We start from the raw sequence: 26,187 nt of genomic DNA on the forward strand, positions 1-26,187 counted from the left end.
CTTTCTCATACTAACCGAGTTTCGATCATAACTGTTATTGTCAATACTAGCTTTGAGCCAATCATACTCTTTCATGTCGGTAATTTCAAAACAGTAACTCTTGGTTTTTTTACGTTTTACTCTTTTTATATATCCTTCTTCTTGTAACTGTTTGTGATAACCACGTAAGGTGCTTTCTTTGATGTTTAGGTTCTTACGGATTTCTGCATTACTAAAAGTACTCTGTACATGCTCTTTTAAATAAGTTTTCAGTCTTTCTAGGTGATTTCTGGCTGCTCCGGTAATACGATCACTTTTACGCAGTAATACTTCTTTTATAATTTCATTAGCTTCTTTGATATCTTCTAAGGTAGTTTCTATATACATTTCACCAGTTTCTTTATCGGTATGTTTTTTACGTTGCCATTGTTTGTAAAAGGTGATCGCTTCTATAAACTGCAAGTAATGTGCATTGGTTCTTCGTGGTTTAAAAACTGATACGGGTAAGGTAAGATGTTCTGCATAAGGATTCCTTACCGATATCGTATTTAAAGAACGTTGTACAGATCGTAAGAACCGTGCCGATTCAAACTCCTCTTTTACATTTCGTTTGCCTGCCGATAGTAAACGTTGGTATTCCATGATCTTTTGATCTTGTTCTTCGCTTTCATCAATATATAGTAAAAAGCTACGGTTACTATTATCTTCGTATACACTTTCTTGCGTAGTACAACCTGCTACACTTACAGGCCCTTCTACAGTAAGGTGTATCGTTTTGGTTGTTCCTTTACGATCTTTATGAACTACGGTTTTAGTGATTCTCTTTTTAGATTGCAGTTCACGTAATGGATAGAGAACACTTTCTGCACCGTCCAGATCTTCTATAAGTATCAGTTTGTTACGTAATTCTGTTCTATTGAAGTAGTAAAAAGCGTTTGCAGATAGTACCGTGATCTCGATTTTATCTTCATCGGGGATGAGTTCTGCTACTTTGCTCTGTAAATGTGTTTTACCAACTCCCGAACTTCCTAAACTGATACAATGTAAAGGATTGTTTGTCTTTCTACTGGTAAAGATCAGATACATTAACAGTCTGTTTACTTCTTCACCTATCACACCCGATTTACCGATCAGTTCATTAGTTTTACTTAATAGGTCTTTAGACTTTAAAAACTTGATAGCGGTTTGTTCTTCATCTGCAGAGATTTCTTCGATTGGGATTTGATTAGCTTCCTTTTCTCTTTCTAGTTCTTCGATACGATACTTTTCTAAAGCGGTAGTTAGCTCTTGCAGGGTTTTTCTAGTAATACTTGTGCCGATCTCGATACGTTCTGCGATCTTTCTAACAAATTTCTCGACCATATTGTCATTATACAGATCGATACTGTGACGTAGTACATAGATACTTTTAGGTTTCTGAACACTCATCGTTACTCGCATACGTTCTAGATTGTTGAGCTTAATACCTCCTAAAATGTGGATTTCTAAGTATGCATTCACGTAACTATAGTTGTGTGGGTTGTGGGTTTTTAGCATTGTTGATAATTTTTAAAGATGTAACTATTAGATACAAATATATCTTTTATTTACATTTGTAACAAAACTATCAGATACTTATTTCTCTTTTAATTACGTATTTTTGATGTAAAACGTTACTATTGTTGCTTTTTGTAACATTTAAATAGATGTATGGATACAGGTAAAATCATAGAAGAACTTCGTAAAGAACATAATTTATCGCAAACAGACTTAGCCAATAAAACTAATGTGTCTCGTGTGATGATTGGTAAATACGAGCGTAACGAAGCAATACCTTCTATTGAAGCTGCTAAGAGTATTGCAGATGCTTTTGGTGTATCTCTGGATTATTTAGTAGGTGAGGGAGTAAATGCTTCTTTTGATAAAAAAACGGTTCAACGTTTACAAGATATACAAGACTTAGATGATGATACACAAAGTATGTTATTTAGATTAATCGATACTATCATTAGAGATACTAAAGCTAAAAAAGCATATTCATAAAGTATAACATTTCCACTACATTTTTATACACAAAAATGTAGTTTTATTTTTTAATAATCTCATTATCATTTTGTTGCATGAGTTTTTTGATGCTTTTTTGAACCCTTTTTTTGATCAAATTACATTTTTATATGTAAAAATGTAGTACTTTTAAAGCTATGTATACATATAAAGCAACGATAGTAAGGTGGATCGACGGTGACACACTACAAGTAGAGATCGATTTAGGGTTTTATGTACAGACCCTACAAAAGATACGACTGGCTCGTATTGATGCCCCAGAGATGAATAATAGTGTAGCTTATAGAGAACGACAAGCAAAGCATGCCAGAGCAGTAGCAAAAAAGTTCTGCCCAGAAGGAGCTACCGTAACTATTACTACTACCAAACAAAACAAAGACCAGTATGCACGCTATATAGCAGAAGTAACTTATAACGATACTAATATGTCTAATTATCTAATCGATAAGGGGGTAGCTAAACTATGGAAAGGATAATAGTATAAAACAACAAACCCACAACAGTACTGCTGCGGGCTTATCTTTTATGGCTTACTCATACCGCTACGAAGTTGTAAACTTCGCAGAGTAGGAAAAATTATTGTGCTTTTACAATACCATCAATTATTGATTTTTTTGTTTTTCCATATTTACTTTCTAAAACGACTCTTACCTTTATCCTATTTCGTTCTTTATTAAGTTTCTTACTTAATTTGAACAACCCCCTAGAATGTTTTAATTCTACAGGGTTATATAATTTTAATGGATTATAGCTAATACTATCTATTTCTGTAAATTGTAGATTATTTATGCCATAACCAACAACAAAAAGATTAGATTCATACACACTACCAATTTTATTAGACTCATTATGAATTGGTAATTCATGTATTGCAATACTATCAAAAATATACTTGTTTTTAAACTCGCCTATAATTGTAGATAAAGAATCATTCTTAGCATTAAGCATAGTAATTTTATTTTCTAAGGAACGTAACTTTGACTTATCTGTACAGCTAATTATAAACAATGTTAATATAGATACTTTAATTATTGTCTTGTAATCGCTCAATTTCTTCATTTTGATTTTGGATTGATTTTGCTGCATTATTATTAAATGATTGTACTTGACTTTTGTTTATTGTTACCGTAGAATCTTTTTCACTAGATATAACAAATGTGCCATCTTCACGATTAATTACTGTATCAATTCCTCCTGCAAATGTAGCTGTTACAGTAGTGTCAGGCTCTGTGTTGTTTGAGTTAATGGAAGCTCTTGCTTCTTTAGTGATTTTATGAACCTGTTCCGTTCGTTTAACAATTTTCTTTCCGTCTTTTATTCCTCTTTTAGTCTCTGAGGCTAAATTTGGTTTTGCTTTTTTAGTTGCTTTTGTCCTACCATCACCCTTAGGCTTGTTTTTAGCACCAGGAGCTTTTGCAAATTTTGTCATATTATTTAAAATCGGATCTGCATCAATCATTTCAACATCTTTTGCTTGTTCTCGTGTAGCTTTTCTTATCATATTTTGATCGCCTGAAGAACTATTACTACCATCAGAAATCATAAGTCCACCTCCTTCAAAATCATCTTCAACGGTAAAAAAATCACTTACTGCTTCTGCTGCATCATTTATGGCTGTAGCTACTGCGCTTGCTATTCCTTCCCCAATTCCAGAAATTGGGTTCCAACCTCCAAAAGGTTTCATACCATCGGGATCAATAAAATATATTGGGTTGTCAAACGCATAATTATAAGGAGAGTGCCTACGCATTTGTTCTGCCAGTGGGTCAAGGTTCATCCAACGACCTAATGCAGGATCGTAGTTTCTGGCTGTGATATCTATCCAACCAAGACCCAACTCGTTTTGTTCTTCTTTTCCTCCAAACCCTCTTAACTGTGCTGTAGAGTTACCTAATGAAGAGACATTACCATTATACCCCTTATGAGTCAACCCAAAGGGATAATAATTTTTCTCGCTAATTATTTCAGTATTCGGGTCTATTGTCCCGTTGTTATCGGCATCTGTATAGGATAGCCTTACATTTTGAAGATGGTCTTTAAATTGGTATACGTATTGGTACCCGCCATTTTCCGGTGTTACATACCCCTCAGACGTACCAAAATACTCTAGATTTCCATTCTTATAAATATACCCACCCGCATACTCTGTGGTAGTTGCATTTCCGCTCTCAGTAGCTACTTTCTTAAGCTTAGCCCCTGTAGCATCGTACACATAATTTATCGTTCCATTATTAGCACCTGCAACGCTTACTGTTGTTGGCAGGTTCATATGGTTGTATAAAATACTGGTTATGCCTTTATTACGGTCGATGGTTAAGTTTCCATTGGCATCATACTCAAAATCATCGTTGGTATTTGTCCCGTCTTTAAACCCATAGGTTTTGTTTCCGATATCTGCAACTTTTAGTAGTTTGTTCCCAGTATCATAGGTATAGGACAGGATATCCATATTTCCAAACGAGCTAGCAGCATCGTTAAGGTGTCCTTGTCTATCTAATGACAGGATATTTCCTGCTTTATCATAAGTAATTCCCGATACATTGTACTTATCGTCATTACTAGTAGCACTTAAAATCCGGTTAAGGGCATCATAGGTATAGTTAACGCATTTTTTTTCTTTGTGAACCCTTTTTCTGGTAGTACCCTTGCTAAAAAGCAAAAAATAAGAACGTTCTAACTGTCATCTATCCATCTGCTAGGCTAAAATAGTAATTTACTTCTAAAGCCAGCCGCATCACCAAAGCTATATTTACATAACTGGTAGTTATACCCGCTCTTCCTTACGTCAGGGGCTATAACGCAATTATATAAAATAGCCACACACGGGCTGCTACCATTGAAGATTTGACTTCTAACAGGCTATTTTTAAGGGCAATATTATAATATCATAGCAGTAGTATCGTGTCGTAGACGTGATCCTAATCGTTGTGGGATCATTCAATCGCCATTAAGGCTAGTATTTTAATAAAAAACGGAAGTTCAGCCGCATTAGCAGGCGCATTCCGTCTTTTATTAAAATAGTTTATCGTTTCGAGTAAGCGATTATGATTAAAGCTGAAGAGCGCAACGGCTGTTGCAGCTGATCTTCAGCTTTAATCATAATCATAGCCATCTGGCGATTGAAGATAAGCTGCATGCGTGCAAAACTAAAGGCGTAGCCGAAGCGTAGAGGAGCAGCCGACACACAAAAGGGAACGTAGTGGTTTTGTGTGCCAGACGATTTTTATGTGTTCCGATTTATTAAAATAGATACTTCCACATAAATAATCGGCTAGGCTGCGACCAAGCGGCGGAGCCCATGAAGCAGCGGTTTTGCTTAATTAAACTCACGCCGTAGGCAACCTTATTGTTGTTAAGCAAAAAGAGAGCTGCGGGTGATAGAGGAACAGAGCAAGGCTATTTGTTTGTAGTGGAGACTACCGACCGAAGGTGAGGAAGTTGTAACGGTATGGAACAAGTGCTTTTTCTGCATTTGTGGAATAACAAAAAATAGCTTGTGGCGTGACGAAGGAACACCTTTGTACAGTTTATAACAAAAGCCCTTTTCGGGCTGGTGTTATAATAGTAAATCGGAGCATAGCGACTCACTTGGCTATTTCTTGTAACCTATTTTCTTTCTATCATTCTGCTCAGGAGTATCTAACTTTTTATTGAGTTCATCGAGATAATCAAAGACTAATTCTATGTTCTTACTGTGATTGGTAAGCTTCTTTTTAATTTCTTCGATTTCTAATTTTACACTTAGATTATCGGTTAGCATTTCTCGCATTTTTACATAAGTTTCTATAATTTGTATACTTACATCGATTGCTTTATCACTATTTATCACATTTGCCAACATCATTGTTCCGTGTTCTGTAAATGCATATGGTAAAGATGGCGAGAACTTTAGTTTTTGGAGGTGGTCGCAATTTGCGACTACCTGATCTTTTTCAGCTTTAGTCAACTGGAACATAAAGTTTAAAGGAAAACGTTTTATGTTTCTTTTTACTTGCTCATTAAGCCTTTTAGTTTCAACCCCATAAAGCTCTGCTAAATCTCTATCTATGATTACTTTTTGATCTCTTATTATAAGTATTTTACTCATAATAACTTCTTTAGGAACTATTGCTTTTTCACTCATTTTATGCACTTATTTCGTTAGTAAAATTACTGTTTTTAAGCTTGATATTCCAAATTGGAACATCAAGTTCAACTCCTTAATTTTATAATTTCTTTCAGTTCTCATTCTTGATGTATAGACTGTAGTATTTTAGATATCCAGTACACACTATCTTTTACACTTCTATTAGTGGTACAATCATCGTCTAACTGACTTAGTAAGTTTAAGTTTTCTAATAATGTATGTTGCATATAGCGTAATTCTGCTATATCAGTAATGGTCATTTTTATATAGATTTCTTGTGGCTTCATAGTTGATTAGTTTATAGGATGGAACTTAGCAATCGTGTTTTGTAATTCTTCAAGGTCTTGTTGCTGATATCGCTCGGTGGTACTTATGCGCTTATGACCTGCCATATACTGTACTTCTCGAAGATTATATCTTGATAACCATACTACAATCACACTCGATCGTATACTATGGGCATTACTTACCTTTTGATTGATTGTGCGTAGCTTTTTGATAATAGTTTCTACAATACCTACCAGTTTACCCGTCTTGGCAAAGACAAGTGCTTCGGTATGGGTTTTCATTCTGCGTAGCAGTTCTGGGCGTACCTCATTGATGTACTCCATCATTGGTATGATTTGCCAGGGCTTTAATTCTAGTGTACGATTATTACCCAACTTGCCATGAGGTATGTATACTTTGCCTTTTTGTAAGTCTAAGTGTTCTAGTGTTATACGTTGCAAGTCTGTTGTAGATAACCCTTGATAGACCAGTAAACCTATAATCACTTTATTGCGTTTGGCAACCAAAGTAACTTTGCTATTACTATGCTGTGGTGTTTCATAACTATAATACAGATCTTCCAGTTCGTCCTCAGATAATAGATTACTTAGTACACGTACTTTAGGGATTCCTTTAACCACTACATCATTAAAAGGGTTTTGTGTATGTGCACCGATATGGATTAAGTAATTAAAGTACTTGCGTACCCCGTTAAGTAACGTATTGATATTTTTAGGTTTTGTTTGCTTCCTTTTTAAATAGGCTACATAACCTAAAGCTGCTTTATAATCAAAAGTAGGAAGGTGATAGTGCCCTTTACTTGCCCAGCGTAAAAAACGATCGGTACTATACCCATAACTCTTGATACTGGATTCGGTGTATCCTTCTTTTTCTAAATATTCGATGTAACTAATTGATGTTTTCATTCGGTAATATATTTTAAAAGATGTGTATAGATTTGTGTGGTTTCCAGACTGCTATGTCCTAAAAATTGTCGGATCTGGTCGATCTCTGCGCCTTGTTGTAATAAATGGGTAGCAATACTATGGCGTAGTGTATGGGGGGTAATCCTTTTTTCTATTAAATCTTCATTACTTGTGGCTTTGATTAATTTGCGTATTCGGATTCTAAAGGTTTGACCTTGTAATCGCATTCCTGATTTGCCTGTAAACAAAGCCTCGTGGGTATTTGCGTTGTAAAAACATGGTCGCCATTCATAAATGTAATCTTCCAGTATATTCAGGTTGTATGAGTTAATAGGGATATATCGCTCTTTGTAATTCTTACCCTTGCGTACATAGACCAACTTTTTATCAAAAAGGATATCTTTTATATCCAGGTGTACAGCCTCATTAATACGCAACCCACAACTATACAAAACCACAAGCATTGCTTTATCACGGTGCCGTATTCTATCTAATGCATTACTATATGCTGTTACATCAAAGAGCTGTTTAATCTCTGCTAGTGTTAAGATGTCTTTACCTACATCATAATGATGGGTAGCTTCTGATTTTAGATATATAGGTTGTGGGGTAGCATTATGTTTTTTTAAGTAAGTATTGAACTTACGTAAGGCTTGTTGGTGTTGGTTAAGACTGGATTTGCTTAACGCTCCTATATTTTTCTTGTTAGGGCGTTCGCTTAATTGATCGTAATATTGTTTTATAAGTTGTGGAGTAACAATATCTAACCTTTTAATGTCTTTCGATTCTAAGTAACACAAGTACTCTAAAACATATTGAGGATAGTTGTTTACAGCACTCTTACTATACCCTAATATATCTAACCATTCCTTAAAATTGGTCAATAGGGTTCTATAGCTAGCATTTTGTAGCTTACTTTTTTTCATACGGTATGTGTTTTTTAGGATTCTTAAGCGAAGTACAGATAAGTAACTGTATTTCTTCGGATTATCCTCGCAAGTAGAGCAGTTGCGAGTTGATTGCGGTTCGCGGGTTATTTTGCCACTAACCCTAGTTCTATTTGTTGCAAGCAACCTTTTAAGGCATTGTCGATACTGGCTTTGAGCCAATCATATTCTTTCATATCGGTAATTTCAAAACAATAACTCTTGGTTTTCTTTTTCTTCACTCTTTTGATATACCCTTCTTCCTGTAATTGTTTGTGATAACCACGTAAGGTGCTTTCTTTGATATTTAGGTTTTTACGTATCTCTGCATTACTAAAAGTAGTTTGTTCACTATCTTTTAAATACGCCTTGAGGCGTTCCAGATGATTTCTAGCTGCACCGGTAATACGATCACTTTTACGGAGTAGTACTTCTTTTATAATTTCATTAGCTTCTTTGATATCTTCTAAGGTAGTTTCTATATACATTTCACCAGTTTCCTTATCGATATGTTTTTTACGTTGCCATTGTTTGTAAAAAGTAATCGCTTCTATAAACTGCAAGTAATGTGCATTGGTTCTTCTAGGTTTAAAAACTGACACGGGTAAAGTAAGATGTTCTGCATACGGATTACGAACAGATATTGTATTTAAAGAACGTTGTACAGAACGTAAGAATCGTGCCGATTCAAACTCTTCTTTTACATTTCGCTTGCCTGCCGATAGTAAACGTTGATATTCCATAATCTTTTTGTCTTGTTCTTCGCTTTCATCGATGTACAGTAAAAAGCTACGATTGCTATTATCTTCGTATACACTTTCCTGAGTAGTACAACCTGCTACAGATACAGGGCCTTCTACGGTTAGGTGTATAGTTTTGGTTGTTCCTCTACGATCTTTATGAACTACTGTTTTAGTAATCCTCTTTTTAGATTGTAGTTCACGTAATGGATAGAGTACAGATTCTGCACCGTCTAGATCCTCGATTAAGATCAGTTTGTTACGCAGTTCTGTACGATTGAAGTAGTAAAAAGCATTAGCAGATAATACGGTGATTTCTATTTTATCTTCATCGGGGATGAGTTCTGCTACTTTACTTTGTAAATGGGTCTTACCAACTCCTGAACTACCCAGACTGATACAATGCAAAGGATTGTTAGTTTTTCTACTGGTAAAGATCAGATACATTAACAGTCTGTTTACTTCTTCACCTATCACACCAGATTTACCGATCAGCTCATTGGTTTTACTTAATAGGTTCTTAGATTTTAAAAACTTAATCGCCGTTTGTTCTTCATCTGCAGAGATTTCTTCGATAGGGATTTGATTGGCTTCCTTTTCTCGTTCCAGTTCTTCGATACGGTACTTTTCTAAAGCTGTAGTTAGCTCTTGCAAGGTTTTACGGGTAATACTCGTGCCGATCTCGATACGTTCTGCAATCTTTCTAACAAATTTCTCGACCATATTATCATTGTATAAATCGATACTATGGCGTAATACATTAACACTTTTAGGTTTCTGTATGCTCATCGTTACTCGCATACGTTCTAGATTGTTGAGCTTAATACCTCCTAAAATGTGGATTTCTAAGTATGCATTTACATAACTATAGTTGTGTGGGTTGTGGGTTTTTAGCATTGTTTAAAAATATTTAATTGTCAAATGTTCTTGACAAATGTACAATATTCTTTTCAATTAGATGTCAATCAAACATTTCTTATGTCAAAATATTTTGACTAAATTTGCTATTAATCATTATAAACACTTGATTTTAGGCAACTATGTTGGACATTGGAAGTAAGATTATTAGTTTAAGAAAGAAGCAAAACCTATCACAAAGTGACTTGGCTAAAAGGGTAGATGTTTCCAGAACTATTATTGGTAATTATGAACGTAATGAAAATGCTCCTTCTGTAGATATTCTATTAAAGATTGCTAAGGTATTCGATGTATCTGTCGATTATCTTGTAGGAGAAGGGCAGCTTTCTACTTATGATAAAGATGTTTTAAAACGTATTGAAGATATTGAGCAACTTGATGAAGATACGAAAAGTAAACTCTTCTTTCTGATTGATAATGTAATCCAAAACTTTAAAACCAAAAAAGCTTTTTCTTAAGCCAATAAAAAAACCACCTCATTACAAGGTGGCTCTTATCTTTATTTTACCACTGCAAAGTCAAAAGACATACGCAGAGCATTCTAAATTTTATTTAATCACTCTTCGATGAACGGATTTACAAGTCGGCATTATCGGGATTTTTCCATTTCATTTTTTTTGCAATATGTTCAGGCCATATAGTTGACTCCGAAGGTGCTTTAGGAGAAACTAGTATGTTAATTTTATCGCCTTTTGCTATTTTATTTATTTCAGATAAATCTGTACTTCTGGATTTTCCATAATATGAACTACCATAGGTATCTTTATACTTATAAGTCACAGTCACAGAATGTCCAAATTTAGTAGACATTAATCCTATATTATCAGATATTGACAAAACTACCCCAGAAGTTAATATCCCTTTTTTATATAAAAATAATTCTTTAGTTGTTTTTATTATTAATATGATTAAAAAAGGTAAACCAATTAAAGGGAAAATAATAAATACTAAACCAATTAAATAAGTCGGGAATGTATATGGTGGAAATCCAACAACAACAGAACCCTTTTCAGAATACATTACTTCAATTTCTTGCCCCTTACTAAGTTTTTTAACTTCATTCGGAGCAAAAGTCTGATACGAATCTATTTTTGTTTCCTTTTCTTTAAGGAATGTATATGTAATTATTGTTGGATGTTCATTATTTATACTTACATCATAAACAGTTTCAAAATTTTTTAAAACACCTTTTGTTTGGAACCCTTCTTTTAATAATACTTCGTAATTAATACTAGTAGAATTTTTATTAATATTTGATGTTAAAATAAGGAACGGAATTAAAAGAAATAGCAATGGAATAGTAAATAATAATCCAAACATTGACAATATAGGTCTTTTCTTTATTAAAGAATATAATACTGAAAAATTAACTTTTCTTGAAACCATATTATTACCTAAACCTTAAAAACATAATTTTTACTAATCTACTTTAAAACTAAGCATGGTGTTTTCCATTTGTGATTTATAATTATCAAATTCCTCTGATTCACAAGAAAAGGTCAACATAAATAATTTATTGTCCACAATCAAACTATGCTGAATGAAGCTTAGTTGAATACCATTCTGTTTTAATGTAAATTCTATTCTATGTGTTTCCCTACCATTATTAGAAATAACTTCACTACTTATTAATTCTGCCGCTTTTTTGATTTCATCTTCACAATAAGGGATATAGTCTTTAAAACTAATATTCACATCTTGTACAACTAAATTTATACTTTCTATAAAGCTATCTTGTTCAGAAGATTTTTCAGTACTCAAAATAAATTCAGCACCATCTACTTTCTCTTCTAATTTTAAATTAGAAGGATAGGTAATAGAATATTTTTCTGTTTTAAATTCTTTTCCTTTTTTATTTTCATTTGTTTGACAGCTTAATAATGTTAATATAAAAAAAGCTATAATGTATGATTTTCTATTCATTTTCATTGATTGCTATATTCATGATACCACGAAAGTAAACTATATGTCTGATAAACAAAAACTAAAGCATACACTAATTTATATCTAAAAAAATCAAAAAAATTAATTAGAAAATCTTTAATGAAAGAATGATTACTGCCTATTTTTTCAAAATCTATTAGAATTAAAGAAATAATAAATTTTATGACAAAATGTATAATTATTATACCTACACTCAATTGTATAAGGCCATAAAAATAATTGTTAGATATAAATATTCTGTTTAAATAGAAAAATTGAATAAACAAGAATATAATTAATAAAATAGTTACACAAATAATTAATCTTGCGTTTAATTCAATGCTTTTTGTTAAAAATATATGGATCAAAAAGTTAACCCCAACAAAAAATAATAAATATAGTATTAGCATATTATCAGTTTATGTAAAAATCTATTTTAATTTACCAGATGAAACAGAAAAACCATATTTATATCCAACTCCTAAACCTACATTAACACTTGCACTTAGTTTAGCAACACCATTAACTACAGAAGCTTCTGCTCCACCACCAATGTGTGCACTAGCAAAAGAACCCCCTCTGGTTATTCCTATTTTATATCCACCAACTATTGGTAAAGCCTCAGGAATTGTGATAGATGTTGATACTTCTCCTTTAGCCACAAAAGCTCCTATACTTGCTTTTACAGCGGCTCCTTCTTTTCCTCCATTTATTTCTGGCGAATATACCCCGAAAGCCCCTGAAGCTTCTGCTTTAAACAAACTAGCCTTTCCTTTAGTTTCAGTAATTCCATCTGCTTTTGAACTAAACTCTGCTTCTACGCCAAAAACTGAAGCATTTCCAGACGTCATATTTCCCTCACTTGTATTTTCATAGCCAGCACTAAATCCTGAAATACTACCACTAGTCTTTGTATCTTGTGTTTTGATTTCACCTTCTGCTTTAAAACCATTAAACCTTTCTCCTCCTTCAGTAGTTTCAACATGAGCGCCTTGGGCTTCTCCTGTCACAATAGTTCCTATTATTACTTCATCTAATTCATTAACAACATTATCCCCAACTGCTACACTTGGGCCTTTATAAACTTCCTCTGGTTCTTCACCATTTCCAAAAGGTTTCATACCATCTGGATCAATAAAATAAATTGGATTGTCAAAAGCATAGTTGTAAGGTGAGTGTCTTCGCATTTGTTCTGCTAATGGGTCAAGGTTCATCCATCTACCGATTGCAGGGTCATAGTTCCTGGCTGTGATATCTATCCAACCTAAACCAAGTTCGTTTTGTTCTTCTTTTCCTCCAAAACCTCTTAACTGAGCAGTACTATTACCATGAGAACTTATAGCTTCATTATAACCTCGCATTTTAAGTCCAAAGGGATAGTAATGTTTTTCTTGTATAATTTCATCATTGGTTATGGTTCCGTCGTTATTAGCATCTGTGTAAGAGAGTCTTACATTTTGGAGATGATCTTTAAACTGATATACATATTTGTATCCACCATTTTCTGGGGTTACATATCCTTCTGCTGTAGAAAAATATTCAAGGTTTCCATTCTTATAGATATATCCACCATCTGTATATTCTGTTATAGTTGAGTTTCCGCTTTCAGTAGCTACTTTCTTAAGTTTAGCCCCTGTAGCATCATATACATAGTTTATCGTACCGTTATTAGCCCCGCTTACGGTTACTATTGTTGGTAAGTTAAGATGGTTGTATAAGATACTGGTAATCCTTTTATTACGGTCGATGGTTAAGTTGCCATTTTCATCATAAACAAAGTCATCACCATTTTTGTTACCATCCTTAAACCCAAAAGTATTAGTGGTATTGTCAGTTACTTTTAATAGTTTATTACTAACCTCATTGTGACTATAGTTATAGACCAACTTATCCATATCCCCAAAGGCGCTAGCAGCATCGTTAAGGTGTCCTTTTCTGTCTAATGACAGGATATTTCCTGCCTTATCATAAGTCACATTGCTTAGATTATAATTACCATCGTTACTGATTGCTTCGGTAATTCGGTTTAAGGCATCATAGTTGTATTTGTACCAACGGTTGGTATAATCATTAGCGGTTTGCCAAAGTGTTTCACTTATATTACCGTTATACAAGGCTTGTGCTCCTTTTTGTGGGGTGTTATAGCTAATAGCAAAAGAAAACAGATCATTGCCCATATCATTAACATCATTAATCCCTGTTAACCATCCTCTCACATTGTAATTATAGCTTACCGTTTGTAAGCTCTCGACTGCACCCTGGGTAGCAGTACCGCCTACTTTTTTACCTTCTAATTGCCCTAGCGAATCATAGTTATTAGATACAATCAACTCTTCATCACTATTATTGATAGTTTGGGTTTGGGTCAATACCCTACCCATATGGTCATAGGTAAATTTGTCGATGGTTACTATCGCTGTGCTACTATCTTTGGTATGTGTGGTTTTGGTTTCTTGCACCTTGCCTGTAAAATCTAATTTACTTTCTATCGTATCGGTAGTGCTAAGATAGTCATTTTTGGTAGCTACATAGATAGGTCTTCCTTTTTTATCATAATAGGTAACAGTCGTAATCCAATCATTAGTTTCCAATACTTTTATTTGACTACCTGTTGCTAGGGATTGAGTATGATTAGAAATAGATTCCCCATATACTATTGTTGGGTTAGCCAATACTGCATTGGGTGTAGCCCCTAAAAAGTCATAGTTATCATAATAATTGATGGTCAGTACTTCTACATTTTGTGTATTGGGGTAGCCATCATTAGTATAATATATAATCGCCCCACCAATGTTAGTGGCATTACTTTTAGTTACCCATAGCTCTTCTATAAAATCATTAGCTTCTTGTTGTAATTGCAAACGGGTTTTACTTGAGATTGTCATTTTACCCGTATAGGCGACCCTGCCTAAAGCATCGTATTTGGTAAACAACCATAGGTTGTTTTGTTTTAACAAAGCATCTTGGGTAAGCACTGGTTGATCCAGTTTATTATATACAATATACTCCCATCCTTTACCCGGGATTTTCTTTTCGACCAAACGGTTTCTTTGATCGTATTTGTACTGGTAACATAATTCGGCAAGCTCGGTATTAGAGATGCCGTTTGTTGTATCTACCTTGGGCGGGATTACGAATGAGAGGTTGCCATAATCGTCATAAATATAATAGGTATCATGGGCACCCCCTCCGCCTTCGGCACCTTCCCCTGAAGAGGTGGGGGAACTGTTGTATGTGCGTTTTAAAATAATCTGTCCTTGGGTGTTTTTAAACTCTTCGGTACTATGGTCTTTACCATTGGTATGATTTTCATCATAGGTAACGGTTTTATAGAGTTGTCCTGCGTCATAAAAACCAGTACCTGCAGTAAGGGTTGGTCTTTCCATATCATCATCGGTAAAACTTAGTTCGAACAAACGTACTTCATTGGCAATATTCGTTTCATAAGCAAATTCGATTTCATGGCCACTCCCTAGTTTCCAGTCTTTACCGGGTGCTGCTTGTTTCAAGACTCTGTTAAGAGGAGAATTCTCATAGTCATTTTCTGAGTAGGCATTTACCTCTGCAGTACTTATTCCTATAAAATCATCGGGGTAGGTATTTTTATAATAGGTGTTGATATCGTTATAAATATCCCCTGTTTTATAACTCCCTGGAGTAGTACCCGATTCGAATGAGAGGTAGTTTTTTGTTTGTCTACCGATATTGTCATATACCACAGGAGTCACTATATCTTTTTCGTTAGGCGACGCTTTGATGGCGTTTTGTTGTATGGGTCTTCCTAAGCCATCAAAATAGGTGATATTTTCTATCACATCGTTATTAAACTCGATTTGATTAGAAGAAGTCATGGCTTTTTGATAAAGCCTGGTAAATACATAATTGTTGTTTGTAGATAGATCTAACTCGTATACACCAGATGTACAACCAGAATATCTTCCAAATTCATCAGGACATATATCTGTGTTATTAGTTACATACCCTGTAGGTTGTTCACAAGCTGTTGTGCTATTATTAGGATCTCCAAAACCATCTTTATCACCATCTTTATACCAGGTAGGTGGGGGTTGTATACTATAAGCAACGCTTCTGGCAGTTCCCCAACATCCTGTAGTATTGTCCTTGGCCCGTAGATAATATACACTACCACTGTTTCTGGTGACGGTGATATCAGAATTAGCAGTACTGGTCCCCATATTACTACTTTGCCAGTACCAGGTAACCCCACTAGGCGGTGTACTTCTGGTAAGTACACTTTCTTCGCATCGGTCCGCTACTGTAGGAGCATCGGGCATTGCTGGCGGTGCTATGATGGTATAGTTCACTGCTCTTGCAGTTCCCCAACATCCTGTGGTATTATTTCTTGCCCTTAGGTAATGTACACGTTCCTGAGATATGGGTCCGGATCGTAAGGTCATAGAGGCATTTAGATTAACCATACCAGTCTCGGTACCAGAAGCCTCACTTTGCCAGTACCATTTAACTCCGCTGGGGGGAGTAGCACGGGTAAGCACAGTGGTCCCACAGCTGACACTAATATCAGGAACTGGTGGGATTGCAGGTATTTGGTTTACCTGTACATATACCGAGCTCGACTCGTTACTCCAGTTTCCTTTATTGTCCCTAGCTCTAAGGTAGTAGGTACCAGACCCTTCGTTGACAATAAAGGAGCTCCTACTACCTTTGGACCTACTGGTACCATTACTGTTTTTTCCCTGCCAGTACCAGGTCACATCGGTGGGTGGGCTACCCGCACGGTATAGCCTGGTCTCGGTACAACCTATATTGCCTACGGTGGGAGTAGGAGGTGCCGGAAGTATCACCCCAAGAAATGTTCTTGAGGTTTTCCAACCATATTCACTCTGATAGCTTACTTCGATCATCGTATGTCCGACTTTATTCCACGTAATATCAACAGAGGTGCTACTACTGGGGTTACTACCACTGAGGTAACGGATTCTTCCTGCTGATGCTTTCCAAACGATATAATTTGAAGGACTGGGTAAGCTAATAGAATAACGATGAGTAGAATGTAGGTCTACACCCTGAGGACCATAGATACGCTGTGCGGTCACTTCTGCTCCCATCAAAAGGATAAGCCCCATGATGATAGCTACGAAAAGGGGTTGTATACCCGATGTACTAATTTTTATACTGTTCATACCAGAATTACTTTTTATCTGCTTTGTTTTCTTTTTCATCTTCATACGATTCATCATTACGGTTTTCTTTTTAGGTATAAACTACGGAAGAGAGCTTGCTCTCCTTCTTCTCCTTCCTGACGCATGATCAAAAAGGGAGCATTTTGCGATAGGCTATAAAGATGATGTATACCATTACTAGCATCTATAAGTGTTAACAAACCATTGGATAGCGACCAGGTTCCTGTTCGTATGGTACCATTAGTATGAGCCATGCTATAACTACCATCATTCGAAAACGTAAAGCGAAGCCCGATATAAAAAGTTGATACTTCTGCTTTTACAGAGGCATCCATTTCCTGATATTGAGTAGATCCACTACTGGCTGCAGCGGCAGTGGTTGCGGGATAGTCTACCTCCCAAGTGCCTAATAGTGCGTTTGAGGTAGCTTGCTGGGCAAAACTGGCGGTAGTTGTTAAAAAGAACCATCCCAATATTGTTATATATAGTATATTTTTCATTTGTTCTCTAGTTGTTTTTGTACTGGTACTTGTTTTCTGAAACCAGGTTTCCATCGGCATCTTTTACAAATTGTAAGCGGTTAAATCCGTCATAATGGTAGGTGGTTTTATACCCTCTTGGATCGGTCATACTGGTGATTCCTATTAAGGGGTCATAGGTATAAGTCGATACCAAAGCATCGGACATTAAAGGCAAGTCTCGTAAGCTATTGATCATAGCTAAGTCGCTTTCATCAAGGTTTTCTACCTCTTGTTTTGTGGCTAATCCAAGTGCCTGACGTATCTTTTCATAATCGGCATTTTCTATTTTTGCTATTGGATATTGATCATCATACCCCCAGATATAACTAATGATAGGTCCAGGTTCTTTACTTACCTCTAGAGGGCTTTCATAACGATCATAATTATGGTAGGTAATACGTTTTACAAAACGGTCTAGGTCTATTGTAGAACCTGGTACATTCTGTTGAGGGGTGTTACGAACATCTCCCTTTGCAGTATAGACATATTCGGGAAGCACCGCGTTACCTGTAAACCTATTGTAGGTGGTAAAGGTCGAAGACATCATTTTTGAATCTTTGAACTCTTCTGTTACGACCACCTCTTCTATCTTGTTCTGACCGACTAGATGGGAGTAATACCCATAGGAACTGGCATAAGACGAACCGGGATAGTAGAATTTGGTTTGGTAATGCACCTGGTTTGCTCCTTCAGCCAGGTAGGTGTTTTGTGTACTTATCTTATAATTAGAAGGATCATATTCATAGGTCTGACGCGTTTCTACAATAGATGGAATAGGGGATTCTTTATAAAAATAATCTTTGGTACGGGTTTCGCGCATTAAATACCTATTGTAATAATTGTAATACTTTTTATAATAAACAGAAGCGTTTTTTGCATATGCTGGGCCATAATTACAGTTACTTAAGAATTCTGATCCTGAAGCAAAACTCGGCATATTACCGTAATTTGAACTTTTTGATATATAACTATCGTAAATCTTATAAAACTGTAACCAACTACAAGTTTTGCCATAATCGCTAAAAAGCCAGAAAGCTTGTGGTATTTCTATTGGATCATGATAGGTATTGGTGACTTCTTTAAGAATACGATTGGTATTATCATACACCTTTTGCTTTACCAAAGCACCATGTAGGTGCGATTTGTCTTTTAAAGGAAGAAAAGGTTTACTCTGGTAATAGCCCTCATGGTAGGTAGGAAAATCAGTAGGGCTGGTATATTCATATACAGTACGTCCGTTGTTTTGTTCGGTAACACTTACCTTTCGATACCCTACGTAATTATTCTTGGTCATCGAAACACTTACGCTATTCAAATATTCTTTTACATCAAAAATAGGGGTTACTTTATAAGGTGCTGTAACCATTGTATTTCCTGTATTAGGATTACTTGTAGCTACCCAGGGGTATAGTTCTATTCCTGCCGTTGCCTGAAAACCTAGTATTTGAAATAGCGCATAAGGTATACTCTCTTCGTAGGCTCTAATATTGGTTAGAAAACCATCGATGTTTCCTGTAGAGGTATATACTCCTTGCCCGGGTATTCCTCTGGTATCTATTTCAGACTGGGTATACGCATAGGTATACTGTCTTTTGACACTATTATCGGTATCTCTAAAAGTCACCGATTTAATACGTAATCCTCCTCCTGGTATGGCACGATTATAATTTTCTTTAAACGTTTTATATCTTACCATTACTTTAGCCCTAAAATCTGGTCCATCAGCAGAATATAGATTCATATTTGTGTAGTATAGCTTATATAGGCCCGGAGTTAATCGTACTTTTATCTCCCTACCAGGTTCAAATGGATTGTTAATGGTTTTCTCGAGTATGGCATCTCCTCCAGGTTGCTGATTCATTTTATGTAAGTGTACAACGGCATTTTCTAAACCACTGGCAGTTAAGGGATCACCTATATTTCCATTTTGGAGTCTAATCTGAAGAAACACCTCGTGCTCATGAGTAACGGTAAAATATTGTTTGTCGTCTAGTATGACATCCTCCCCATGAGGGTCAAAAAATACTTCTTTATGTCCTGGATCGTTATTATCGGGATTAAGGTTTTTGAATTCTTCTTCAGTAAAATCCCGGAATCCCATCGATGAAAATTCGTTAGACTCAAACTCAAACTCTTTTTTACCTCCTGTAGGATAGGATATAGACGTTAAACAACCAGTACTTACATGGTCTTTATCCGCGCTTTTTTCGGCAGCATAGATGCTTAATTGATTGGGGATATATTCTTTGTAATACCCCCATAGATCTTTGTATTTATAGCTATCACCCCCTCTGGTCATTGGAAAAGGTATTTTTTCTTTATCTCTATAGGTAAGGTCATAGGTGAAAGAATTCGAATCTTCTTTAAAATATTCTATAAGTTTGTCTAAGAACAATAATTTATTAGAGGTAGTTTCATAAACCAGATCAAAACGTTTAAAAATACGGTTGTTGGTGTCAAAGATTTTTAGTTCTTCTAATACCCTACCACTATTCTTATATTCGGGATGATTATAGTTCCCTAAAACAAATTCAACCTTAGCACCATCCTTAAATACGATAGTGCTTACTTTTTGTGCTACTACTGATATAGAAGATTGACTAATAGTACGTCGTGGTTTGATCACAGAGGAATTATAACTATGAAAATGTGCGTTTGTTTGATCGTTATTATTGATCCCTAAAAATTTCTGTGTAACAACACTAGAATTCCTATCCGAAAGTCTGGCTTCTACAAACGAATCAGGAGCATCAAACGCCTCGGTAACCTGCTGATACGTATAAGTGGCTAATAGTTGATTGGCACTATTACGTATCTCCTTTACCTTCCAGGCAGAAACATGGTTTTTGGGTCGGTTATCAGACTCAGAAGTTTCTCCACTCTGCAAAATGCTTAAGGAAGAGGTTTTTGTAGTACTTACTTCTGTAACATTCATCAAATACGATATCCCTTGGGTATCGGTAACCGTAAATGAGGTAATATGATACGTACTCGAGTTATAATGAGGAACTACTCTAAGGTTATTGTCATTGCTTAACATTTTTACCTCTAATGCTCCGTTAGTATTTTTAATGATTATAAAACGAGCATGCTTGCCAAAAAGACTCAATTGGTACAAGTCGGGTTCTTTGTCATAATCCCCGTGAAGGGCATGAGAACCACTGCCTCTACCGGTAGCATTCCAAAGAAAACGATTTAGTGCTTCATTATTAGCATTACCAGCTGGATTATCAAAGTCCAGTTCAAAAAAACCATTGTGATAAATCCCTGCCTCATCGGGGGTAGATGGGAGGTGATCAAGTTTTGCCTCATCTCTAATATGTCTTACGGTTCTTGAAATGACCGCTTCTCCATCTAATGCCCAGCCGGTACCTACCCAACCCGAACGCTCATCGATACGAAGCCCCATAGTGTTATACCGAAGTGAAATGGGAATGGTAAGACCAGAGCCTACATTTTTGTTATAAATAGGTAACTGAATATCGGGTTGCCCAGAATAATAGTCTATAGGCACTTCTTCAAAGTGCATTAAACTGGCAACTGTAGGTGAGGGAGGGATAATTTTGGGTAGCCCTTCTCCCTGCACTGTCGAGGTATATTGCCCATATCCAAAACCTACCGTCAGCATCATAAAGGCACTTATTACTAATTTTCTCATAAAAACAATGTTTAACTTACTAATTTTTAATTTTCCCGGCCGCAAATATAAGTCGCATTTCTTTGCAAAATGTACTGACTCTATTGTAAAAAAATAGTTTTTGTTCAATGACATTAAACCATCGATAAACAACTTAAAATGTGACACTTTTCATAAAAAAATGATTATTCACAATATTTATTTGGCATCAAGCTTTCATTCATGTTTTTAGCTTCTTTTAAACCTTATTGTTCATTTTCTTTGTACGCCCAAAGAAAAACGAACCAAAAGAAAAGGCACTTTTTTCAAGGTGCTTTTAAATTCTGTTTAAAACCGAATTTGTTTGGCTAAAATCTTTCCAAGGTTTCAAGATTTTTTAACCCCAAGCAAATTCTACGCTGGTGAAAAAATATTTTCAAAGCGCAGCTTTGGAACGCTTATACAAACTAAGAAAGCATTGATTTTAAATTAAAATTGATCAATCATTATTATTAATTATAATTTCTTAGACAAGAGTACAAAAAGACAGTATCAAATTCTGATACTCTGATTTTTTTTTAAAATAATCTTATCTCACCTTAGGTATTTATGTCACAACTTATTAAGATGTTACCTTTGTTTAATGTTTTTTTGTTTTTTTTCTTTTTAGCTGTTTGTTGACCATTGATAGTAAATAGGTTTTTAAAAGCATCCGCTCTATTCCACCTCACAGCTTGCCCATAGTGTACTAGGGCATTTTCGAAGGAAGAGAGTGTAAATGCCTCTTTGGAAGAGGTATTCTCTAGCCAACTTTATTATGTGTATTTGTACACATACGCTTAATTACTTTTTGTTAAGCCGTCTAAAGGCCGTTATCATAAAGCTTATTGGCTGTTGGTAGATGGGTATTGGTGTTTTGTGCTTATACGGTAGTACTATACCTAGAAAAATTGGAAGACCAAAATCATTATAGTAAATCATTTATGGTGTATAGAGGTTGCTGAGAAGAAATAGAAGAGTTTAAAGAGACAAAATACCATAAAAGAATAAGCCCAGAACTTATTCTTAAAGTTCTGGGCTTATGAATCGCAGCTATAACCTTATTTATTTGCTTTGTTGTTTGTTTTGTTGTGACCTTTCTCTAACCAGTTGGATATGTTTTAGTTTGGTTTCAGTTTTACTTAATCCATTTAAACTATCTAAATAGCCATTATAAACATGACTAAGGTTAAGAGGAGAATTCTGCTTACCATGTGATGTACTGTGACATAAGAAACAATTTACAAGATCACCAACTTTGGTAGTATAAATACCGTCAGAATGAAAGCCTACCTGTACATAGGTTTCCATAGTGATATTATAGGCAGCAACAGAACCTCTGGCAAGGGCAGTAGTATCTGCATTGTGCAATCCACCAGATGATACCGATAACGAATCTAATAGTGCAGCTTGTGCTTTGGTACCTACATATCCTGCAGTATCAATCCAGATAGAACCGTTATAAAAATAATTGTTCCAGATACCTGATAACTGCTCTTTAACACTTTTGTTAATGATACGAATATTATTAAAGTTTTGCGAACCGTTTTGGCTTGATTTCATAAAAACCTGTACATTTTTATTATCAATGCTTTTGATCTCTACAGGAGTACCATATTTATATACAGAAAAAATATTTGTGTAAATACCATTTCCTGAGGTAATATTCTTGACTGTGGCAGTATCCTCTTTGTTAAAGAATGGATAATTTGTAGTACTGGTAATTGGTGCATCGCTAGTAGGAGTGGCTTTGCTCCAATCGTAGTCAGGAGCAAGGCTTTCATGTTCGAAAGTTGCCCAGATAAATTCTGGGTGGTTTTCGACGACACCCACTACATGGATTCCCAGAAGGGCTACTTTGGTTTTTACACCGTTTATCTCGCCATCGGTTACAAAATAGGAAGAAGCATCTGGCAATGCTTTAACATCTATCCAGGATGTTTTAAGCTCTAACGCACCAATGGGATAGGTGATATCTTTTACAGCATCTGGATTTTCTTTTGCTATAGGAGCATATTTGATCATTGCATCGTATAGCAAATCATTCATGAAAATAGCATAATATACCGTTGTAGATGGTGGAGTACCACTAGCAAACTTTGGTGTTTTTAAGATGTCAGAAGCACCACTGGCTTGGGCAGTATCGGTTAAGACGATTCCGTTTTTTCGTTCTAACTTCTGACCATGAGATGTGACTTGCTTTAGATCATTTAAGAACATAGGCTGTCCTTTGGTTTCATTAGTGAGCCAAAGGAATTTTTGCCATGACCATTGATGAAAATCGCAGTTGGTTACCGTCTCATTATTGGCAAATACACTGGTAGGTCCTTCATCAGGAGCCGGAGTTTTACGCGTACCATCTACGATGGTAAACCAGTCAGCAGGAGCGATACAATTAGGGTCTTTAATTTTTTGATATTCTTCCTTTTTTTCTGCTTTCTTATCCTCTTTTTCTTGTAATTTCGAATCATTCTTGCAGGCACATACGATTAGTAATGCTATCAAAAATGATAGTAGTTTAGTTTGTTTCATGTTACAATTATTTGGTTAATTACTTGATCACATTTTAAAAGCAGTAGTTTAAAAAGCAGAGAATCCTATCAATAGAATATAATAAAACAACTTCCTCTAAAATAAATTTTAAAAATTACATTGATAATCAAAAAGGGGTAGTAAATACCTGCTAGGCATTTATTTGAATTTTTTGTAAACTTAAGATATCTATATCTTATAATAAAATTACAATAATAATTAGCGAATGTAAAGGATGTGCCAACTAAGATGATGTAATTTAGAAACGTTTTAAAAAAGGAATATATATTGCCTATTCATTTTCATTAATTAGTAAATAATTATCCGTTTTGTGTACTAATGATATTTTTTATGTCATTCTGAATTTATTTCAGAACCTTATTTTACTCATAAGTAATTATTTATGACAAGAACCTGAAACAAGTTCAGCTAGACAATGATGAATTATGATACATTCTGGACATTCAAAATTTGTAATATTCATATGCTAACAACCAAGGTTTCCCCCACAAAAGAAAGCCATATAGATAATTGTTAAAATACCAACAAGAATATTGAGAATGGGTACACTTGCAAAAATGATAGCGATCAGATATTTTTTTTTAGTAAATAGAATCCAGGCAATGATACTACCAATTATAGTGGTTATAGGATAAGTAATCAGGCTAATAGCTAGAGTAACAGTAGGAATACTATTTTCTGACCCGGGACTGTCAAATAACATTGGTGACATCATTATCATGGGGAGAGCAGGTAAGATAAGAAAACCAAAAACAGCACTAGCAATGATCAAATATATACGAATGTTGTTCTTTTTTGAGTGTTGCTGCATAGAAGTTTCTTTTATTTTTATATAAATAACGTTAAATATACGATAAGAATAATTTAGTTTACAAGGGTTCTAATACCTTTGCAGATTCAAAATTATCAAATGCTACAACAATACACCAAAGAGTTTAGGTATAACCTCAAATTGGCAGCACCCGTTATGTTGGGTATGCTGGGGCATACCTTTGTGGGGCTTATTGATAATATTATGGTGGGGCAGTTGGGTACTGCAGAGTTGGCAGCAGTCTCTTTGGGAAATAGTTTTATGTTTATTGCGATGTCTTTGGGGATTGGTTTTTCTACAGCAATTACTCCGCTAATTGCAGAGTCTGATGCCGAGAAAAATTTTGAAAGAGGAAAATCTGTTTTCAAGCATGGATTGTTTTTATGTACGACATTGGGAGTAGTTCTTTTTCTAATGATTTTGATGGCCAAGCCTTTTATGTATTTAATGAAACAACCCATAGAAGTGGTAGAGCTAGCTATACCTTATTTGGATTTGGTCGCGTTTTCGTTAATCCCTCTAATTAGTTTTCAGGCATTAAAGCAGTTTTCAGACGGTTTGTCGATGACCAAATATCCTATGTATGCGACCTTGGTAGCCAATCTGGTCAATATATTCCTTAATTATGTATTGATTTTTGGAAAATTTGGTTTTCCGCAAATGGGAATCATAGGAGCAGCAATAGGAACATTGGTATCCAGATTAGTAATGGTTGTGTTTTTATGGGTATTCCTAAAAAATAAAGAGAAATCCAAAAGGTATGTTACTCATATCAGATTTTGGGTTTTAAAAAGTAAAATGATACGCAATATTATTGCACTTGGGTTTCCTTCATCTTTACAAATGTTTTTTGAGGTAGCTATTTTTACCGCAGCCATATGGTTGTCTGGAGTACTAGGTAAAAACCCGCAGGCAGCAAATCAAATAGCCTTAAATCTGGCTTCTATGACATTTATGGTAGCTATGGGATTGAGTGTTGCAGCGATGGTTAGAGTTGGAAACCAAAAGGGATTGCAGCATTTTAAGGATTTGAGAAGAATTGCTATTTCGATATTTATACTCACCTTTATTATAGAAGTTGTTTTTGCGATATTTTTTGTCTTGTTTAATGAGTTGTTACCAAAATTATACCTTGATGTAAAAGATGTTGAAAACCTGGCCGACAATACAGAAGTGATTGTTATTGCAGCAAAATTATTGATCGTAGCGGCATTGTTTCAGATATCTGACGGGATACAAGTTACTGTTTTGGGGGCACTAAGAGGACTTCAGGATGTTAAGATACCTACCATTATTACATTTATAGCCTATTGGATTGTGGGGTTTCCAATAAGTTATTATCTGGGATTACATACCTCATTTAAGAGTTCTGGCATTTGGATTGGTTTACTGGCGGGTCTTACAGTTTCTGCACTATTATTGTACTATAGGTTTAATGTATTAACTAAGAGGTTGATACTTAAAAAAGAGTAAGGCTTAAAAATGGTATAATATGTGTATTACATGATTGTATCAGGTTGATTTTGAATTAAAAAAGAATTGAAATGCCTATTGTATTTTTGTGTTTAATCAAAAGAAAAAGGAAATTTTATCAAAGTAAATTCAAATTATAAATGATATAAAATACCATTTATGTA

19 protein-coding genes are annotated in these 26,187 nt (G+C 35.1%); 4 read left to right on the forward strand and 15 right to left on the reverse strand.

Going from position 1 to position 26,187, the window contains the following annotated elements; genetic code table 11:
- On the reverse strand, positions 1-1,515 hold a 1,515-nt coding region (locus ABW636_RS11520), incomplete at its 3' end, for an MTBMA_p00010-related P-loop-containing protein (RefSeq protein WP_367590151.1).
- A 153-nt stretch (positions 1,516-1,668) separates the two neighbouring features.
- On the opposite strand from ABW636_RS11520, the gene ABW636_RS11525 reads away from it, so the two are divergent.
- Positions 1,669-2,001 carry a helix-turn-helix domain-containing protein gene (locus ABW636_RS11525; protein WP_367590140.1) on the forward strand — a complete coding sequence of 111 codons (333 nt, stop codon included), beginning with the start codon at positions 1,669-1,671 and terminating at the stop codon, positions 1,999-2,001.
- Positions 2,002-2,159: 158 nt separating this feature from the next.
- Entirely contained in the window at positions 2,160-2,498 is a 339-nt protein-coding gene (locus ABW636_RS11530) for a thermonuclease family protein (protein ID WP_367590152.1), read from the forward strand.
- A 100-nt stretch (positions 2,499-2,598) separates the two neighbouring features.
- On the opposite strand, the gene ABW636_RS11535 is transcribed toward ABW636_RS11530, so the two are convergent.
- The 7 genes from ABW636_RS11535 to ABW636_RS11565 form a co-directional block, all read right to left on the reverse strand.
- Entirely contained in the window at positions 2,599-3,081 is a 483-nt protein-coding gene (locus ABW636_RS11535; protein WP_367590153.1) for a hypothetical protein, read from the reverse strand.
- Positions 3,047-4,681, reverse strand: a complete 1,635-nt coding sequence (locus ABW636_RS11540; protein ID WP_367590154.1) for an RHS repeat domain-containing protein — start codon at positions 4,679-4,681, stop codon at positions 3,047-3,049. Before ABW636_RS11540 ends, ABW636_RS11535 begins: the two co-directional genes overlap by 35 nt.
- Positions 4,682-5,614: 933 nt before the next feature.
- On the reverse strand, positions 5,615-6,145 hold the full coding sequence (locus ABW636_RS11545) for an ORF6N domain-containing protein (protein WP_367590155.1): 531 nt from the start codon (positions 6,143-6,145) through the stop codon (positions 5,615-5,617).
- A 101-nt stretch (positions 6,146-6,246) separates the two neighbouring features.
- On the reverse strand, positions 6,247-6,435 hold the full coding sequence (locus ABW636_RS11550; RefSeq protein ID WP_367590156.1) for a hypothetical protein: 189 nt from the start codon (positions 6,433-6,435) through the stop codon (positions 6,247-6,249).
- Between the two features lie 6 nt (positions 6,436-6,441).
- Positions 6,442-7,341 (reverse strand): tyrosine-type recombinase/integrase, encoded by a 900-nt coding sequence (locus ABW636_RS11555; RefSeq protein ID WP_367590157.1) that lies wholly within the window; start codon positions 7,339-7,341, stop codon positions 6,442-6,444.
- The gene (locus ABW636_RS11560) at positions 7,338-8,267 is read right to left on the reverse strand and encodes a tyrosine-type recombinase/integrase (RefSeq protein WP_367590158.1); all 930 of its coding nucleotides are present in this window, start codon (positions 8,265-8,267) and stop codon (positions 7,338-7,340) included. The genes ABW636_RS11555 and ABW636_RS11560 overlap by 4 nt, the downstream gene beginning before the upstream one ends.
- 107 nt (positions 8,268-8,374) lie before the next feature.
- Positions 8,375-9,904, reverse strand: a complete 1,530-nt coding sequence (locus ABW636_RS11565; protein WP_367590159.1) for an MTBMA_p00010-related P-loop-containing protein — start codon at positions 9,902-9,904, stop codon at positions 8,375-8,377.
- 143 nt (positions 9,905-10,047) lie between these two features.
- On the opposite strand from ABW636_RS11565, the gene ABW636_RS11570 reads away from it, so the two are divergent.
- On the forward strand, positions 10,048-10,383 hold the full coding sequence (locus ABW636_RS11570; protein WP_367590161.1) for a helix-turn-helix domain-containing protein: 336 nt from the start codon (positions 10,048-10,050) through the stop codon (positions 10,381-10,383).
- Between the two features lie 118 nt (positions 10,384-10,501).
- On the opposite strand, the gene ABW636_RS11575 is transcribed toward ABW636_RS11570, so the two are convergent.
- The 7 genes from ABW636_RS11575 to ABW636_RS11605 form a co-directional block, all read right to left on the reverse strand.
- Positions 10,502-11,245, reverse strand: a complete 744-nt coding sequence (locus ABW636_RS11575; RefSeq protein WP_367590162.1) for a DUF3592 domain-containing protein — start codon at positions 11,243-11,245, stop codon at positions 10,502-10,504.
- 99 nt (positions 11,246-11,344) lie between these two features.
- Positions 11,345-11,848 (reverse strand): PsbP-related protein, encoded by a 504-nt coding sequence (locus tag ABW636_RS11580; RefSeq protein WP_367590163.1) that lies wholly within the window; start codon positions 11,846-11,848, stop codon positions 11,345-11,347.
- A 431-nt stretch (positions 11,849-12,279) separates the two neighbouring features.
- Positions 12,280-17,049, reverse strand: coding sequence for a DUF6443 domain-containing protein (locus ABW636_RS11585; protein ID WP_367590164.1), 4,770 nt, complete (start codon positions 17,047-17,049; stop codon positions 12,280-12,282).
- Positions 17,050-17,066: 17 nt separating this feature from the next.
- A complete protein-coding gene (locus ABW636_RS11590; RefSeq protein ID WP_367590165.1) occupies positions 17,067-17,510 on the reverse strand; it encodes a hypothetical protein in 444 nt (147 codons plus the stop codon).
- Positions 17,511-17,517: 7 nt separating this feature from the next.
- Positions 17,518-21,189 carry an RHS repeat protein gene (locus ABW636_RS11595; RefSeq protein ID WP_367590166.1) on the reverse strand — a complete coding sequence of 1,224 codons (3,672 nt, stop codon included), beginning with the start codon at positions 21,187-21,189 and terminating at the stop codon, positions 17,518-17,520.
- Between the two features lie 1,062 nt (positions 21,190-22,251).
- On the reverse strand, positions 22,252-23,718 hold the full coding sequence (locus ABW636_RS11600) for a hypothetical protein (RefSeq protein WP_367590167.1): 1,467 nt from the start codon (positions 23,716-23,718) through the stop codon (positions 22,252-22,254).
- Positions 23,719-24,205: 487 nt separating this feature from the next.
- Positions 24,206-24,550: a hypothetical protein gene (locus ABW636_RS11605; RefSeq protein ID WP_367590168.1), complete on the reverse strand. Its 345-nt coding sequence runs from the start codon at positions 24,548-24,550 to the stop codon at positions 24,206-24,208.
- A 99-nt stretch (positions 24,551-24,649) separates the two neighbouring features.
- On the opposite strand from ABW636_RS11605, the gene ABW636_RS11610 reads away from it, so the two are divergent.
- A complete protein-coding gene (locus tag ABW636_RS11610; protein WP_367590169.1) occupies positions 24,650-26,023 on the forward strand; it encodes an MATE family efflux transporter in 1,374 nt (457 codons plus the stop codon).
- Positions 26,024-26,187: the final 164 nt, after the last annotated feature.

Origin of the sequence: Aquimarina discodermiae, from assembly GCF_040786235.1 — a bacterium.
In the GTDB taxonomy this organism is placed as follows: Bacteria; Bacteroidota; Bacteroidia; order Flavobacteriales; family Flavobacteriaceae; genus Aquimarina.